Below are 16009 nucleotides of genomic sequence, written 5' to 3'. Positions count from 1 at the left end.
CCCCATTTTTGTGCCTGATTGGGAAGCGATGTTGGCTTCATGCGCGGGCATTCTTACTACTGGAGATGCGGCGCTAACCTCAGGACTTGCAGGCTCCTTGTGGGGGTGGGGTAGCCGCGGAGCGGCCGCCGCCGAAGGGCTATTTTGTATACAGTTATATAATACGCACCAAAAAATTTCATAAAAACGACATTTCGCCCTGTTCCAGTGCGATTGCTTCTTGGTACATTCCAGAAAAAACCAATAAGCCCAATCCCTCTTGGTGAGATGTCTACCATGATCGAATCCGTCGACAATTTCCTCGCGCGCCTGAAACAGCGCGATCCGGCCCAACCCGAATTCCACCAGGCGGTGGAAGAGGTGCTGCGCAGCCTGTGGCCGTTCCTCGAAGCCAACCCTCGCTACCTGCAGGCCGGGATTCTCGAGCGCATGGTCGAGCCGGAGCGCGCGGTGCTGTTCCGAGTGTCGTGGGTCGATGACCAGGGCAAGGTCCAGGTCAACCGCGGTTACCGGATCCAGATGAGCAGTGCCATTGGCCCTTACAAGGGCGGCCTGCGCTTCCACCCGTCGGTGAACCTCGGCGTGCTGAAGTTCCTGGCCTTCGAACAGGTATTCAAGAACTCCCTCACCTCGCTGCCCATGGGCGGCGGCAAGGGCGGCTCGGACTTCGACCCCAAGGGCAAGAGCGATGCCGAAGTCATGCGCTTCTGCCAGGCCTTCATGAGCGAGCTCTACCGCCACATCGGCGCCGACCTCGACGTGCCGGCCGGTGATATCGGCGTAGGCGCCCGCGAAATCGGCTACATGTTCGGCCAGTACAAGCGCCTGGCCAACCAGTTCACCTCGGTACTCACCGGCAAGGGCATGACCTACGGCGGCAGCCTGATTCGTCCGGAAGCCACCGGCTATGGCTGCGTGTACTTTGCCGAGGAAATGCTCAAGCGCCAGAACCTGCGCATCGACGGCCGTCGCGTGGCGATCTCCGGTTCCGGCAACGTTGCCCAGTATGCGGCGCGCAAGGTCATGGACCTGGGCGGCAAGGTGATCTCGTTGTCCGACTCCGAAGGCACGCTGTACGCCGAAGCGGGCCTGACCGATGCCCAGTGGGAGGCGCTGATGGCGCTCAAGAACGTCAAGCGCGGCCGCATCAGCGAGCTGGCCAGCCAGTTCGGCCTGGAGTTCCGCAAGGGCCAGACACCGTGGAGCCTGCCGTGTGATATCGCCCTGCCATGCGCCACGCAGAACGAACTGGACAGCGAAGACGCTCGCACCTTGCTGCGAAACGGCTGCATCTGCGTAGCCGAAGGCGCCAACATGCCGACCACCCTCGAAGCTGTGGATATCTTCCTGGACGCCGGTATCCTGTACGCGCCGGGCAAGGCGTCCAACGCCGGTGGCGTGGCCGTGTCGGGTCTTGAGATGTCGCAGAATGCGATGCGTCTGCTGTGGACCGCCGGCGAGGTGGACAGCAAGCTGCACAACATCATGCAGTCGATTCACCATGCGTGCGTGCACTACGGTGAAGAGGCCGATGGCAAGGTCAACTATGTCAAAGGCGCGAACATCGCAGGCTTCGTGAAAGTGGCTGACGCGATGCTGGCGCAAGGCGTGGTCTGATCGCAGGCCCGGGGGCCGCAGCGCGGCCCCTACCGTTCGCCTTCGATGTCGACGACCTCGATCAGTTGATCCCCCGCTGGCCGTCGCCACAACACTTCATCCCCAGGCGCTGAACCCAACAATGCCCGTCCCAGCGGCGAGCCCCAGTTGATCAACCCTTGGCTGGCATCCGCCTCGTCCTCCCCGACCAGTTGCACCGAATGCTCCTGGCCCTGCTCATCGGCGAACGTCACTCGGCTCCCGATCTGCACCTTGCTGCGCGAGGTCGCGGCAGGCACCACCTGCGCGCTCTGTACGCGCGCGCTGAAATAACGCAGGTCCCGTTCGGTATCGGCCAGGCGTTGCTGGTCGGCACGCTCGCCTTGAGCCTGTAGTTCGCTGCGCAAGGTATTGAGCGCGGCCACCCGCTGGTGCAGCTGGTTCAGGCCGTTGGCAGTGACGTAGTTGGGCTGCTCGCTCACCAGGCGCTCTACCGGCGGGTCTGCCTGGGCGGCGGCCTGGTCTTCGTTGACGAATGCTCGGCTCATGCTGGGGCCTCCTTATGCAGGGGACCATGGTGACAGGTCAGTGGTTTCGGGGGATGTCCGTTTGCGACCTAGTTGCGCCGATAGGCACGTCCCGCGTCGCGGTCTTTTTCCTGCTGCCATTCACGGTCACGCTCATCCCAATAGCGCTCGCGGTACTGGCGCAGGTCTTCGCTGTCCTGCATGGCGTGGCACTGGCGAAAGCCATCGTCCCAGCCACTTTCATATTGCCGGTTGTGCAGGTAGCGGGGCACGTCCTTGCGAAAATCGCCGACCATCAGCCCGGCAGCCTGGCGACCGCTGCTGCAGCCATCCTGGAAACCGTCGGCGTAGGCGGGGGGATAACCTTGCTTGACCATTTGCTCATGGGTGGTTTCGCAACCTGTCAGCAGCAAGGCGATGCACAACCCAAACCAGTACCGCGACATATCCACAACACCTCCCAACGATCGTGGAAAGTCTAGGTGGCGTTTTGTCGGGGAGTCGTCAAAACAGTGTCAAAGAGTCGGTTGGGTCACGTTGGTCGCGGGTAAAGTCGCGCCTGCAGGGCCAGCCGATGCCTGCAGGCGCGCTGAGAGGACTCAATAGTGATACCACTTCAACTCCAGCATCACCTCATTCTGCGCCGTGGCCAGGTGGCTGAATGCCCGCGAGGCGCTCAGGCGCAACCCGAGGTTCTGGCTGATCTCCCATTGCTGGTTCAAGCTCACGCTGCGCCGCACTTCGCCATGGGTGAAGTAATCGCCCTTGGCCTCCAGCGTCATGTTGCCCAGCCCATTGCGCCACAACAGCCCGCCATTGAAGCCCGCTGCCGGGGCGATGAACGGGGCGAAGTCGTTATGGTGCTCGACCCGCACCGTGCCCAGGGCAAAGCCCAGCAAGCCGTCGGACAACTGCCAGGTGCCACCGGCGCCGCCGTTCACGTGGCTGACCAGCACTTCGTCGTCATGCTTGCCCGGCACCCGTTCCAGACCACCGGCAACCTGCCATGACCACGGCTTGAGCAGCGCGTTGCGAGGCGTCAGCGAGCGAATGGTGGCCAGGTCCAGGCGCTGCACCTGCCAGTCGTTGCCTTCGTACTGGCGCAGCTTGAGCTGGAGGATTTCGATCTGTGCGCCCAGCGGGAAGCCGTAGGCGTTGTCGTTGAGGTCGTGGTAGGCCATGCGCAGGCCGTACTCGGCAAAGGCCCGGTCCTCGCGGGTGCCGACGCCCAGTTGCCAGGTACGCGAGTCGTGGCCATCCTCCGGCAGGCCGGGTCGCTCTATTGCAAGCGCCGGCGGCGGGTTGCGGTTGATCGCCCGCAGCAGCTCGAAACTGCGCTTGGCCTGCGCGGGGTCGCGTTGCTGGCCGTTGGCGCGGTAACGCTCCAGGCGGTACGCGGCATCCTGCACCAGGGCTTGGCGCTCGCGGGGCAGGGCGGTGAACCCTGGGCTTTGCAGCTGTGCCGTGTCGGCGCTGACGGCCAGCACCTGGCGCTTTTCGTCGTGATCCAGGGGCTCGGCCCGGGCCAGCAGTTCTCGCTCGCGCGAGGGGCGGTAGTTGATGCTGCTGACCAAACCAGACTGCTTGACGGCCTTGACCGTGTCGGTGGGGATGGCGGTCAGGGGGAACTGCGAGGTCAGGTCCAGGCCTGGGCGGGCCACTTGCAGCAGTTCGAGCAGGCGGTAGGAGCAGTTTTCATCGAAGAAGAAGTAATCGAACTGGATCTGCTTGAGTTCCCACACGTGCTCGACCATGCGCCCGGTTTCTTCGGGCGTGAGGTCCAGCTGGTATTCCCACAGGTCGCGGTTTTCCAGGCTGCGGTATTCGGACAGTTTCTCCTGGTAAGGCATCAGCGCGAACAGGCCTGGGTAACCGCCCATCAGGCCTTTCCAGGCATACAGGATGCTGTTGTCGCTGCCTTCGATGTAGGCGCCGAAATTGATCGCATAGCTCAGCAGCGTGGTGTCGTCGCTGCGGGTGTGGGACTGGTCGATGCGCAGCAGGGTATGGCCGAACATCGACGATGGGCTGTTCAGGTAGGCCGCCGGGAAGATCAACGCTGCGCTGTGCGGGTCGATCGACTGGTACCAGGTCTTGAACGCCTGGCAGTCCGGTTGCGGCAGGTCTTGCAGGTCGAGTTGCTCGCGCAGCCAGCGGGTGCGGGCGGGGAATACGCACTGGGCGTGCTTGTCGCCTTGGCTGGCCGGGGCATACAGCGCTTCGACGGTGGCCTTGAGCTCCTGGTCGGGGTGGTGCGCGCCGTCCTCGGCGAGGAAGAACGCGTCATCGTCGACATAGCTGCGCCAGCCGCCGAGCTTGGCGGTTTCGTAATGGCCCAGGGCAATCCAGTAAGGGGTATTGGCCAGTTGCTGGATACGGCCTTGTTCCAGCGCAGGCATGGCATGAACAGGGGCGCAGGCAACCAGCGCCAGGTAAGCGAGGCGTTTGAGCATGTCGGGCAACTACTTCTCAACGATGCCGAAAGAAAAGGCGAAACCCGCCCCGAGAAGGGGCGGGAGCAGCTGCGCTTAGGCCTCGGTGGCGTACTTGGCCAGGCGTGGGTCGTTCTTCAGAACGGCCAGGGTGTTGTTGTGGACAGTCTCGGCAGTGACGTCGGCGCTGCTGAAGATCTGGTCGAAGTGCTGGTGGGTGACCGATGCAAAGTAGCCGCGGTCTTCCGGAGCCACGCCGAGTACCACGGCATAGGTGGTCAGGGCTTCGCCCTGGCCCTTGGCCATGTCTTCGGACAGCTCGTTCATCATGCCATTCATGGCGAACCACGACTTGCCGCCATAGGTCAGTGCCGCCTTGGTCGAGCAGCCGTTGGTACCGGAAGTCATACCGAAGGTGGCGTTGCCGGAGGTGCCGTTGGTGGTAGAGGCCAGGAAGTGCGCCGGAGTGCCGCGTTGGCCTTCGAACAGCAGGTTACCCCAGCCGCAGTTCGGGCCACCTGGCGCTTCGGCCATGGCGTTGATGGAGACCACGGTGAACAGAGTACCCAGAAGAATCCGTTTCATAGCATTTGTTCTCTTTGTCTAAACCAAGGGTCAGGGTTATCTGGCAACTCGGTTGCCAGGTCGGGAAAGCTTTTCACCCACCCGCGCAGCTTGGAGTTTAGGCACGATCTAAAGGTTGCGTCGCTGATTGCGAAAAATTTGCTTGCCTTCGGTGGGCGATGCGGCTGCGACATAAAGTCCCGCCGAGCCTTGCAAGGCGCGCGCGGGCAGCGCCAGAATGCTGCTATCCGCCCGCCGAAGTAAGGAAACACAATGCCCGATCCTGTCGCTGCGCGCCTGCGTCTCGCGCCCGAAGCCCTGACCCGGCGTTTTTCCCCCGAGCAGTTTGCATTCACCAACACCGACGATCTGGAGCCGTTTCGCGGAGTACTGGGCCAGGAGCGCGCTGTAGAGGCCCTGCAATTTGGCGTGGCGATGCCGCGCCCTGGTTACAACGTGTATGTGATGGGCGAGCCGGGCACTGGCCGCTTCTCGTTCGTCAAACGCTACCTCAAGGCCGAGGGCAAGCGTCAGCAGACCCCGTCCGACTGGGTCTACGTCAACCACTTCGACGACACCCGCGAGCCGCGTGCGCTGGAGCTGCCGTCGGGCAGCGCCGCCGAGTTCATCGCCGACATGGGGGGGCTGATCGACAACCTGCTGTCCACCTTCCCGGCGGTGTTCGAGCACCCGTCCTACCAGCAGAAGAAAGGCGCCATCGACCGCGCCTTCAACCAGCGCTATGACCGCGCCCTCGACGTGATCGAACGTGCCTCGCTCGAGAAGGACGTGGCCCTGTACCGCGACGCCAGCAACGTCGCCTTCACCCCCATGGCCGACGGCAAGGCACTGGATGAAGCCGAATTCGCCCAGTTGCCAGAAGAGGTTCGCGAGCAGTTCCACGAAGACATCGCCCTGCTGGAAGAGCGCTTGAACGAAGAACTCGCCAGCTTGCCGCAATGGAAGCGTGAGTCGAACAACCAGCTGCGCCAGCTCAACGAAGAAACCATCACCCTGGCCTTGCAGCCGCTGCTGGCGCCGTTGTCGCAGAAGTACGCCGAGAATGCGGCCGTGTGCGCCTACCTGCAGTCCATGCAGCTGAACCTGTTGCGAACGGTGGTCGAGCAACTGGTCGACGACAGCAAGACCGATGCCGCCGCGCGTAAGCTGCTGGAAGAGCAATACGCCCCCAGCCTGGTGGTCGGCCACCATGCCGATGGCGGCGCGCCGGTAGTGTTCGAGCCGCACCCGACCTACGACAATTTGTTCGGCCGTATCGAATACAGCACCGACCAGGGGGCCCTGTACACCTCGTACCGCCAACTGCGCCCCGGTGCGCTGCACCGCGCCAACGGCGGCTTCCTGATTCTGGAAGCCGAGAAAATGCTGGGTGAGCCGTTCGTGTGGGACGCGCTCAAGCGCGCCCTGCAATCGCGCAAGCTGAAGATGGAGTCGCCCCTGGGCGAACTGGGCCGCGTGGCCACCGTCAGCCTTACGCCGCAGGTGATCCCGCTGAACGTCAAGCTGGTGATCATCGGTTCGCGTCAGCTGTACTACGCGTTGCAGGACCACGACCCGGACTTCCAGGAGATGTTCCGGGTGCTGGTGGACTTCGACGAAGACATGCCCATGGTCGACGAGAACCTGGAGCAGTTCGCCCAGTTGCTGCGTACCCGTACCAACGAAGAGGGCATGGCGCCGCTGACCAGCGATGCGGTGGCACGCCTGGCCACCTACAGCGCCCGCCTGGCGGAAAACCAGTCGCGGCTGTCGGCGCGTATCGGCGATCTCTTCCAGTTGGTCAGCGAGGCCGATTTCATTCGCCAGCTGGCCAGCGACACCATGACCGACGCGGGGCACATCGAACGTGCGCTCAAGGCCAAGGCCACCCGTACCGGTCGGGTTTCGCAGCGGGTGCTGGACGACATGCTCGCCGGCATCATCTTGATCGACACCGAGGGCGCGGCCATCGGCAAGTGCAACGGGCTGACGGTGCTGGAGGTCGGTGACTCGGCGTTCGGTATGCCGGCGCGGATCTCGGCCACGGTGTACCCCGGTGGCAGCGGCATCGTCGATATCGAGCGCGAGGTCAACCTGGGCCAGCCGATTCACTCCAAGGGGGTGATGATCCTCACCGGTTACCTCGGCAGCCGCTACGCCCAGGAGTTCCCGCTGGCGATCTCGGCAAGCATCGCCCTGGAGCAGTCCTACGGCTATGTCGACGGCGACAGTGCTTCGCTGGGCGAGGTGTGCACGCTGATCTCGGCCTTGTCGCGCACGCCGCTCAAGCAGTGCTTCGCCATCACCGGGTCGATCAACCAGTTCGGTGAAGTGCAGGCTGTGGGTGGGGTCAACGAGAAGATCGAAGGCTTCTTCCGCCTGTGCGATGCCCGAGGCCTGACGGGCGACCAAGGCGTGATCATCCCGCGGGCCAACGTCGCCACGCTGATGCTCGACGAGCGGGTGTTGCAGGCGGTCGAGGCCGGGCAGTTCCACGTCTACGCGGTGAGCCAGGCCGACGAGGCGTTGAGCTTGCTGGTGGGTGAGGAGGCCGGCGTACTGGACGACAAGGGCCAGTTCACCGAAGGCAGCGTCAATGCCCGGGTGGTGGAGCGCCTGCGGGAAATCGCCGAGATGATCAGCGAAGAAGACATCAAAGAGGCAGAAAAAGAACGTCTGGAGGACATGATTGCCCAAGCCAAGCCGGCTTGAGTCAAGAAAACGGCGCTGAAGGCGATGTGCTACCGTTCAGCGCCGGTTTTCCATCTTTTTCCGTCGCTATTCTATGCTGGAACGTAGGACGGTATCAGGGTTCAGGATGGAAACAGCCTGTGATTCCAGGCTGAACAGGGCTCATTGGAGGGGACGCGGCCATGCGCAACCTCAGCCTTACTCGCCAGTGCCTGGGCCTGGTGACCCGCATTGAATGCAGCATTCGCCCACTGGCCGGTGACAACGGCATGTGGACCCTGCTGTTCGCTGCCGGCATGGCCGGTGAACAACCGTCGGCCATCAAGGCGCAGGGACCGTTCCATGGGCCCGCGGTGGCCGAGTCGGTGCTCCATGCCATCGTCGACAGCCTGACCTTGCACGGGTATCAGGTGGCGCACGATCCACAGATCTGGGCGCTGCACCTGCAGGCGCAGTTGCGACGGATCAACGGCGAGCGTTGTCGCAACCTTGGGGATTACCAGTTCCATCCTGAAACCTGAGCAGCCGCCGCTGCTCGTTTCGGAAGGCGCTGGCGATTGGCTCGCGCAACTGCCCAAGGCTTTTGCTGTCACAGGTGGCTGGCTATACTCGCCCTCGCTTTTTTAGTCACCTGACGAGTCCCAATCCCTCCATGGAACGTATTCTCGAAAACGCGATGTATGCCTCTCGCTGGCTGCTCGCTCCTATCTATTTCGGCCTGTCCCTGGGCTTGCTCGCCCTGGCGTTGAAGTTCTTCCAGGAAATCATTCACGTCCTGCCCAACGTGTTCTCGTTGGCCGAGGCGGACCTGATCCTGGTCATCCTGTCGCTGATCGACATGTCGCTGGTTGGCGGCCTGCTGGTGATGGTGATGATCTCGGGCTACGAGAACTTCGTCTCGCAGCTGGACATCGACGAAAGCAAGGAGAAGCTCAACTGGCTGGGCAAGATGGACTCTTCGTCGCTGAAGATGAAAGTGGCGGCGTCCATCGTGGCGATCTCCTCCATCCACCTGCTGCGGGTGTTCATGGATGCGCAGAACATCTCCACCGACTACCTGATGTGGTACGTGATCATCCACATGACTTTCGTCATCTCGGCGTTCGTCATGGGTTACCTGGACAAAGTCACCAAGCATTGACGGCTGGCGCTGTGGGAGCCGCCCTTGCTCCCACGGCAAATGCACACTAACGGACGAGCGGCGGCGGTAATGCCTTGTGTATTGCCCTTTTCCGTACAAAAAATGAGCAGTCATGCGTGGTTCCCATTGCGAGGTGCTCTCATGAACCTGCATCAGCTCAATTCCGAGGCCAGGGCCGGCCATGTCGATGAAGTCAACCTGATCGCCATCGAAGGTGGCGATTACCTGCTCGAGGCTCGGGTCAAGGGGCATGCCCATCCTTTGTCCGACACGCGGGGAGAACGCTTGCGGGTGCATTCGGTGGAGGATGCGCGCAAGTTGCTGCAAACCATTCCGATGGTCTCCATGAACCTGGTGCACTGGTCCGTCCAGGATGAAATGGTCGGCATGGGCACCCATCCTGAAGAAGACCTCAAGGTTCCGATTTCCCAGCGTTCGGCCTGGTAGCTGCTCGCAGCGTCCCAGTGTGCTAGGCTGCTCGCCCTTTTCATCAAGGGCGCGGCCTCACTGCGCCCTGCAGTGGAGCACGACAATGTCCGAACTCAACCTGACCACCGACGAATCTCGCGTCAGCTACGGCATCGGCCGTCAGCTGGGCGGCCAGCTGCGTGACAACCCGCCACCCGGCGTCAGCCTGGAAGCGATCCTGGCCGGCCTGACCGACGCCTTCAACGGTGCTGAAAGCCGCGTCAGCGAAGCCGACCTGTCGGCCAGCTTCAAAGTCATCCGCGAAGTGATGCAAGCCGAAGCGGCCGCCAAGGCTGAAGCCGCCGCTGCCGAAGGCAAGGCATTCCTGGCCGAGAACGCCAAGCGTGAAGGCATCACCACCCTGGCTTCGGGCCTGCAGTTCGAAGTGTTGACCGCAGGTGAAGGCGCCAAGCCGACCCGCGAAGACAACGTGCGTACCCACTACCACGGCACCTTGATCGACGGCACCGTGTTCGACAGCTCGTACGAGCGTGGTCAGCCGGCTGAATTCCCGGTGGGCGGTGTGATCGCGGGTTGGACCGAAGCCCTGCAGCTGATGAACGCTGGCAGCAAATGGCGTCTGTACGTGCCGAGCGAACTGGCTTACGGCGCTCAAGGCGTGGGCAGCATCCCGCCGCACAGCGTACTGGTGTTCGACGTCGAGCTGCTCGACGTTCTGTAAGACCTGCTGATGCCATTCGCGGGTAAACCCGCTCCTACAGGGCCTGTGGGAGCGGGTTTACCCGCGAATGCTCAAAGACCTGCGAGCTTCACATCCAGTCTGTCCCACCGGGGCGCAACGCCCGCGCATAGCAGAACAGAAACACATTTCGCACCAGCTCCTTGAGCACCATCGGCTCGCTCGAATTCAACCCGCTCATGTCCAGGTCGCCCTGGTCACGCAGTTCATCGAGCGCTTCTGCTTCAAGCAACGCGCACACTTCGCCGGTTTCGCGATGAAGTATGCGCAGGTAGGGGTGAGGGCGGTCCAGCCAGGCGTCGATCAGATAAGTCATGGCTATTCTCCTTGGATAGCGGTTCCAATGAGAATAATTCTTATTATCTAAATAGCAAGCGCCAATTGCCGGACAGGCGCGTCATCAGACCTTACGCACGAACTCGGACTTCAGCTTCATCGCGCCGATGCCGTCGATCTTGCAGTCGATATCGTGGTCGCCGTCGCACAGGCGGATGTTCTTGACCTTGGTGCCAACCTTGACGACCAGGGAGGAGCCTTTGACCTTGAGGTCCTTGATCACGGTAACGGTGTCGCCGTCCTGCAGGACATTACCGACAGAATCCTTTTTCACCACGTCATCGCTGGCGGCCTCGGCTTCGCCGCTGGCCGACCACTCGTGGGCGCACTCAGGGCAGATCAGCTGGGTGCCATCCTCGTAGGTGTATTCGGAGTTGCATTTGGGGCAGGGTGGCAGAGTGCTCACTTCGGTTCCTTAAACAGACGGACGGTTAAAGGCCCATATTGTATAAGGTTTTGTGCGGCAAGTGTTTCTGTCCGTACAAATGCCTTCGCGGGTAACCCCGCTCCCGATACAGCATCGGAGCCGGGTTACCCGCGAAGGAGGGCGAAGCGGTGTTCAGTGCGTGCGTGCGACGGCGAATTCGCTCAGCTCGACCAGGGCATCCCGGTATTGGCTGGCAGGCAGCACTTCCAGGCAGGCAATGGCACGCTTGACGTAGTCACGGGCCAGCTCGGCAGTGTACTTGAGGGCGCCCGATGCACTGACCGCTTCACGGATCTGCTCCAGATCATCGAGGCCACCCTTCTGGATCGCCTTGCGCACCAGGGCCGCCTGCTCGGGCGTACCTTCGCGCATGGTGTAGATCAGCGGCAGGGTCGGCTTGCCTTCGGCCAGGTCGTCGCCGACGTTCTTGCCCAGGGCTTGCGCATCGCCTTCGTAGTCGAGCAGGTCGTCGACCAGTTGGAAAGCTACGCCCAGGTGGTCGCCGAAGGTGCGCAGTGCTTCGCGCTGCTCCTCGGTGGCGCCCGCCAGCGCCGCTGCGCTGTGGGTCGAGGCTTCGAACAGCATCGCGGTCTTGCCGCGGATGACGTCCATGTAGATTTCCTCGGTGGTGCTGGCATCACGGACGCGCGACAGCTGCAGCACCTCACCCTCGGCGATGACGCGGGTGGCCTGGGACAGGATCTTCATGACCGGCATCGAGCCCAGCTCGACCATCATTTCGAACGAGCGCGAATAAAGGAAGTCGCCCACCAGCACGCTCGGTGCGTTGCCCCACAGGGCGTTGGCGGTGGAGCGGCCACGGCGCATGCCGGACATGTCGACCACATCGTCATGCAGCAAGGTGGCGGTGTGCAGGAACTCGATGGTGGCGGCCAGCAGGCGCAGGTCGTTGCCTTCACGGCCCAGCGCCTTGCCGCACAGCAGCACCAGCAGGGGGCGCAGGCGCTTGCCGCCAGCGGACGTGATATAGTCGCCGATCTTCGATACCAGCGGCACGCGCGAGGTCAGCTGCTTCTTGATGATCTCGTCGACGGCGCTGAAATCGTCAGCCACCGCGCGGTAGAAGGATTGGGGTTGCATCGGCTGCTCCATTGAGGTTGCGCGGCATGCTAGGTCGCGGGTCCCGGTGTGTCAAGGCGCGGTACCTGCGGGCCTGGGGCGGCACTTGCAAGCAAAACCTGGGTTGCGTACAATCGCGCACCCTAACTTCCTGGGCAGCACCTGCCTTACGCAATTGCACAGGGCCGTTCCAGCCCCATGCAGCCATGCCAGCCAATACTCATCATATAAAGCGCTGGGTGAGCAGGATTATCGGAGAAATACCCATGTCTTACGCAGTAATCGTTACCGGCGGCAAGCAGTACAAAGTCGCTGAAGGTGAATTCCTCAAGATCGAAAAACTGGAAGTCGCTACTGGCGAATCCGTGACCTTCGATCGCGTTCTGCTGGTTGCCAATGGCGACGACGTCACCATCGGCGCTCCAGTCGTCGCTGGTGCTAAAGTTGTAGCCGAAGTCGTTTCGCAAGGCCGTCACGACAAGGTCCGCATCATCAAGTTCCGTCGTCGTAAGCACCACATGAAGCGTATGGGCCACCGCCAGTGGTTCACCGAAATCAAAATCACCGGTATCCAGGCTTAATCCCCTCGATCCCCTGAATTTATTGGAGAATTGAACCATGGCACACAAAAAGGCTGGTGGTAGTACTCGTAACGGTCGCGACTCAGAATCGAAACGCCTTGGCGTGAAGATGTATGGCGGCCAGGTCATCAAGGCCGGCAACATCATCGTCCGCCAGCGCGGCACCCAGTTCCACGCCGGCTACGGCGTTGGCATGGGCAAGGATCACACTCTGTTCGCCAAGATCGAAGGCGTGATCAAGTTCGAGAAGAAAGGCGAGTTCAACCGCCGTTACGTGAGCATCGTCGCAGCCTAATCGCGACGTCGCTCCAGAAGCCCCGTCATGCGACGGGGCTTTTTCGTTTGTGGTGAGCCTCTTGCAAAGCTGTTTGTATGGGCTGCCGGCGTTGGTTTCTACGGTCGTACGGGGCCGCCGCGCTCATTTTTGCAAGAGCCTCAGGTTTTTTAGTATTCAGCTCGTCGTCCGACGAGAGGCGGTTTTGAATGAAGTTTGTTGACGAAGTATCCATTCGGGTCAAGGCCGGTGACGGCGGTAACGGTTGCATGAGCTTCCGCCGCGAGAAATTCATCGAGAACGGCGGCCCCAACGGCGGCGACGGTGGCGATGGCGGTTCGGTCTACATGGTGGCTGACGAAAACCTCAACACCCTGGTCGACTACCGTTATACCCGTCACCACGAAGCCCAGCGCGGCTCCAACGGTGGCAGCACCGACTGCACCGGCAAGAAGGGCGATGACCTGATCCTGCGGGTGCCGGTCGGCACCACCGTGATCGACGCCTCGACCCAGGAAGTGATCGGTGACCTGATCGCTCCGGGCCAGAAGTTGATGGTCGCCCAGGGCGGCTGGCATGGCCTGGGCAATACCCGTTTCAAGTCCAGCACCAACCGTGCGCCACGCCAGACCACGCCGGGCAAGCCGGGCGAGCAACGTGACCTGAAGATGGAGCTCAAAGTGCTGGCCGACGTTGGCCTGCTCGGTTTGCCAAACGCTGGCAAGAGCACCTTCATTCGCTCGGTTTCGGCCGCCAAGCCGAAAGTCGCCGACTACCCGTTCACCACCCTGGTGCCGAACCTGGGCGTGGTCAGCGTCGACCGTTGGAAGAGCTTCGTCATCGCCGACATCCCCGGTCTGATCAAAGGTGCCTCCGACGGTGCTGGCCTGGGTATCCGCTTCCTCAAGCACCTGGCCCGTACCCGCGTGCTGCTGCACCTGGTCGACCTGGCACCGCTGGACAACAGCGACCCTGCCGATGCTGCCGAAGTCATCATCAACGAGCTGGCGCAATTCAGCCCGTCGCTGATCGAGCGCGAGCGTTGGCTGGTGCTGAACAAGTGCGACATGCTGATGGACGACGAGCGCGACGAGCGGGCCAAGGCCGTGATCGAGCGCCTGCAATGGGAGGGGCCGGTCTACATGATCTCGGCCATCGCCAAGCAGGGTACCGAGCAGCTCAGCCACGACCTGATGCGCTACCTCGAAGAGCGCGCCGATCGCCTGGCGAACGACCCGGCCTACGCCGAAGAGTTGGCCGACCTCGATCAGCGTATCGAAGACGAAGCCCGTGCTCAGCTGCAGGCCCTGGACGACGCCCGTACCCTGCGTCGCACCGGCGTCAAGAGCGTGCACGACATCGGCGACGATGACGATTGGGATGATGATTTCGAGGACGACGAAGACGGTCCGGAAATCATTTACGTGCGCGACTGACCGGTTGCAGTACACTAAACGCCGCTTTTTCAAGCGGCGTTTTGGTATCTACGGTATCTACAGATTCGACATAGGTTGGAAGAGAAGATGCGAAGCAAGGTGACAGGCGCCAAGCGCTGGGTCGTGAAGATCGGCAGTGCGCTGCTGACGGCCGATGGCAAGGGCCTCGACCGCGGCGCCATGGCTGTCTGGGTCGAGCAGATGGTGGCGCTGCGCGAAGCGGGCGTGGAGTTGGTATTGGTCTCCTCCGGGGCCGTGGCTGCCGGCATGAGCCAGCTTGGCTGGACCTTGCGACCGAGCGCGATGAACGAGCTGCAGGCCGCGGCCTCCATCGGCCAGATGCGCCTGGTACAAGCCTGGGAGTCGAGCTTCGGCGAGCACGGCAAGCACACCGCGCAGATTCTCCTGACCCATGACGACCTGTCCGACCGCAAGCGTTACCTGAACGCCCGTAGCACCTTGCGCACCCTGGTCGACCTGGGCGTGGTACCGGTGATCAACGAAAACGACACGGTGGTCACCGACGAGATCCGTTTTGGCGACAACGACACCCTGGCGGCGTTGGTGGCCAACCTGGTGGAGGCCGACTTGCTGGTGATCCTCACCGACCGCGACGGCATGTTCGACGCCGACCCCCGCAACAACCCCGAGGCGCAACTGATTTACGAGGCCCGCGCCGATGACCCGTCGCTCGATGCCGTGGCCGGGGGTACCGGTGGTGCCCTGGGCCGTGGGGGCATGCAGACCAAGCTGCGCGCCGCGCGCCTGGCGGCCCGTTCTGGCGCGCACACCATCATCATCGGTGGGCGCATCGAGCGCGTGCTCGACCGTCTGAAGGCCGGTGAACGCCTGGGCACGCTGCTGTCACCTGAGCGCGGCATGCTCGCCGCGCGCAAGCAGTGGCTGGCCGGCCACCTGCAGACGCGCGGCACGCTGGTACTCGACGCAGGCGCCGTGCAGGCGCTGCGCGAGGCCAACAAGAGCCTGCTGCCGGTGGGCGTGAAAACCGTGCAGGGCAGCTTCCGCCGTGGCGAGATGGTGGTCTGTGTCGGCCCGGATGGTGTTGAAGTCGCCCGTGGCTTGGCCAACTACAGTGCACTGGAGGCCCAGAAGATCATTGGCCAGCCGTCCGACGCCATCGAAGCCGTGCTTGGCTATATTGCCGAGCCCGAACTGGTGCACCGCGACAACCTGGTGCTGGTATGAGATTGCTCAAGCGGTTTGTGGCCGTGGCGGCGCTGGCGCTGCCCGTGCTCGCCGGCGCCGAGGAAATCGGCCAGGTGTCCACTGTGTTCAAGTTCCTTGGGCCGAACGATCGTATCGTGGTCGAGGCGTTCGACGATCCTAAGGTCGAGGGGGTGACCTGTTACCTCTCGCGTGCCAAGACAGGCGGTGTGAAAGGTGGTTTGGGGCTGGCCGAGGATCGGGCGGAAGCTTCGATTGCCTGCCGCCAGGTTGGGCCGATCAACTTCAAAGGGGAGTTGAAGGATGGCGAGGAGGTGTTCAAGGAGCGCACTTCGCTCGTGTTCAAGACCATGCAGGTGGTGCGCTTCCTGGACAAGAAGCGCAATACGCTGGCGTATCTGGTGTACAGCGACCGCATGATCGAAGGCAGCCCGCAGAATGCGGTGACGGCGATCCCGATCCTGCCTTGGGCGCATTGATGTAGTTGGGAGGCCTTTGGCCTCCATCGCGGGTAAACCCGCTCCTGCACGCACTCCACTGCCGTTGGGGCGTGTGCAAAACACGCGTAGGG

At 62.4% G+C, this 16009-nt stretch carries 18 protein-coding genes; 11 read left to right on the top strand and 7 right to left on the bottom strand.

The genetic code is table 11. The annotated features are described in order from the left end of the window. Positions 1 to 276: 276 nt before the first annotated feature. Entirely contained in the window at positions 277 to 1617 is a 1341-nt protein-coding gene (gene gdhA / locus IF103_RS20725; protein WP_023382408.1) for an NADP-specific glutamate dehydrogenase, read from the top strand. Positions 1618 to 1646: 29 nt separating this feature from the next. Here the strand turns inward: gdhA and IF103_RS20720 are convergent, their stop codons facing one another. The 4 genes from IF103_RS20720 to IF103_RS20705 all read right to left on the bottom strand — a co-directional run bounded on the left by IF103_RS20720 (position 1647) and on the right by IF103_RS20705 (position 5140). Further along, on the bottom strand, positions 1647 to 2144 hold the full coding sequence (locus IF103_RS20720; RefSeq protein WP_027907645.1) for a GreA/GreB family elongation factor: 498 nt from the start codon (positions 2142 to 2144) through the stop codon (positions 1647 to 1649). A 68-nt stretch (positions 2145 to 2212) separates the two neighbouring features. Continuing rightward, complete coding sequence (locus tag IF103_RS20715; protein ID WP_023382406.1) at positions 2213 to 2569, bottom strand: hypothetical protein; 357 nt, start codon at positions 2567 to 2569, stop codon at positions 2213 to 2215. Between the two features lie 153 nt (positions 2570 to 2722). After that, positions 2723 to 4576, bottom strand: a complete 1854-nt coding sequence (locus IF103_RS20710; RefSeq protein WP_186598717.1) for an Lnb N-terminal periplasmic domain-containing protein — start codon at positions 4574 to 4576, stop codon at positions 2723 to 2725. A 75-nt stretch (positions 4577 to 4651) separates the two neighbouring features. Then, entirely contained in the window at positions 4652 to 5140 is a 489-nt protein-coding gene (locus IF103_RS20705) for a DUF3015 domain-containing protein (RefSeq protein ID WP_023382404.1), read from the bottom strand. A 252-nt stretch (positions 5141 to 5392) separates the two neighbouring features. Between IF103_RS20705 and IF103_RS20700 the strand changes: the two genes are divergently transcribed. The 5 genes from IF103_RS20700 (at position 5393) to bamJ (ending at position 10101) form a co-directional block, all read left to right on the top strand. Next, positions 5393 to 7831 (top strand): Lon protease family protein, encoded by a 2439-nt coding sequence (locus tag IF103_RS20700; RefSeq protein WP_023382403.1) that lies wholly within the window; start codon positions 5393 to 5395, stop codon positions 7829 to 7831. Positions 7832 to 7992: 161 nt separating this feature from the next. Further along, positions 7993 to 8331, top strand: coding sequence for a PA4575 family protein (locus IF103_RS20695; protein WP_023382402.1), 339 nt, complete (start codon positions 7993 to 7995; stop codon positions 8329 to 8331). 131 nt (positions 8332 to 8462) lie between these two features. Next, complete coding sequence (locus tag IF103_RS20690) at positions 8463 to 8951, top strand: TIGR00645 family protein (RefSeq protein ID WP_023382401.1); 489 nt, start codon at positions 8463 to 8465, stop codon at positions 8949 to 8951. Positions 8952 to 9092: 141 nt separating this feature from the next. Continuing rightward, on the top strand, positions 9093 to 9398 hold the full coding sequence (locus IF103_RS20685) for a DUF6482 family protein (RefSeq protein WP_023382400.1): 306 nt from the start codon (positions 9093 to 9095) through the stop codon (positions 9396 to 9398). A gap of 85 nt (positions 9399 to 9483) precedes the next feature. Beyond that, complete coding sequence (bamJ, locus tag IF103_RS20680) at positions 9484 to 10101, top strand: BamJ family beta-barrel-assembly machinery protein (RefSeq protein ID WP_023382399.1); 618 nt, start codon at positions 9484 to 9486, stop codon at positions 10099 to 10101. A gap of 88 nt (positions 10102 to 10189) precedes the next feature. Here bamJ and IF103_RS20675 read toward each other — a convergent pair whose 3' ends face one another. From IF103_RS20675 to IF103_RS20665, 3 genes are all read right to left on the bottom strand, one after another. Continuing rightward, entirely contained in the window at positions 10190 to 10435 is a 246-nt protein-coding gene (locus IF103_RS20675) for a PA4570 family protein (protein ID WP_027907643.1), read from the bottom strand. Positions 10436 to 10519: 84 nt separating this feature from the next. Beyond that, positions 10520 to 10861 (bottom strand): zinc ribbon domain-containing protein YjdM, encoded by a 342-nt coding sequence (locus tag IF103_RS20670; protein ID WP_023382397.1) that lies wholly within the window; start codon positions 10859 to 10861, stop codon positions 10520 to 10522. A gap of 153 nt (positions 10862 to 11014) precedes the next feature. Further along, entirely contained in the window at positions 11015 to 11983 is a 969-nt protein-coding gene (locus IF103_RS20665) for a polyprenyl synthetase family protein (RefSeq protein ID WP_023382396.1), read from the bottom strand. A 245-nt stretch (positions 11984 to 12228) separates the two neighbouring features. Here IF103_RS20665 and rplU point away from each other — a divergent pair, with 245 nt between their 5' ends. The 5 genes from rplU (at position 12229) to IF103_RS20640 (ending at position 15917) form a co-directional block, all read left to right on the top strand. Continuing rightward, a complete protein-coding gene (gene rplU / locus IF103_RS20660; RefSeq protein ID WP_011532169.1) occupies positions 12229 to 12543 on the top strand; it encodes a 50S ribosomal protein L21 in 315 nt (104 codons plus the stop codon). 37 nt (positions 12544 to 12580) lie between these two features. Beyond that, positions 12581 to 12838, top strand: a complete 258-nt coding sequence (gene rpmA, locus IF103_RS20655) for a 50S ribosomal protein L27 (RefSeq protein WP_023382395.1) — start codon at positions 12581 to 12583, stop codon at positions 12836 to 12838. 188 nt (positions 12839 to 13026) lie between these two features. Further along, on the top strand, positions 13027 to 14253 hold the full coding sequence (gene cgtA / locus IF103_RS20650) for an Obg family GTPase CgtA (RefSeq protein ID WP_202675638.1): 1227 nt from the start codon (positions 13027 to 13029) through the stop codon (positions 14251 to 14253). Between the two features lie 87 nt (positions 14254 to 14340). Further along, complete coding sequence (proB, locus tag IF103_RS20645) at positions 14341 to 15459, top strand: glutamate 5-kinase (RefSeq protein WP_202675637.1); 1119 nt, start codon at positions 14341 to 14343, stop codon at positions 15457 to 15459. Next, complete coding sequence (locus IF103_RS20640; protein WP_202675636.1) at positions 15456 to 15917, top strand: CreA family protein; 462 nt, start codon at positions 15456 to 15458, stop codon at positions 15915 to 15917. The genes proB and IF103_RS20640 overlap by 4 nt, the downstream gene beginning before the upstream one ends. The last annotated feature ends 92 nt before the right edge of the window (positions 15918 to 16009 follow it).

This window comes from Pseudomonas sp. SK2, assembly GCF_016772395.1.
GTDB lineage: Bacteria > Pseudomonadota > Gammaproteobacteria > Pseudomonadales > Pseudomonadaceae > Aquipseudomonas > Aquipseudomonas taiwanensis.
The sequence above is the reverse complement of the archived record's forward strand: the minus strand, read 5'-3'. Positions and strand labels throughout refer to the sequence as shown.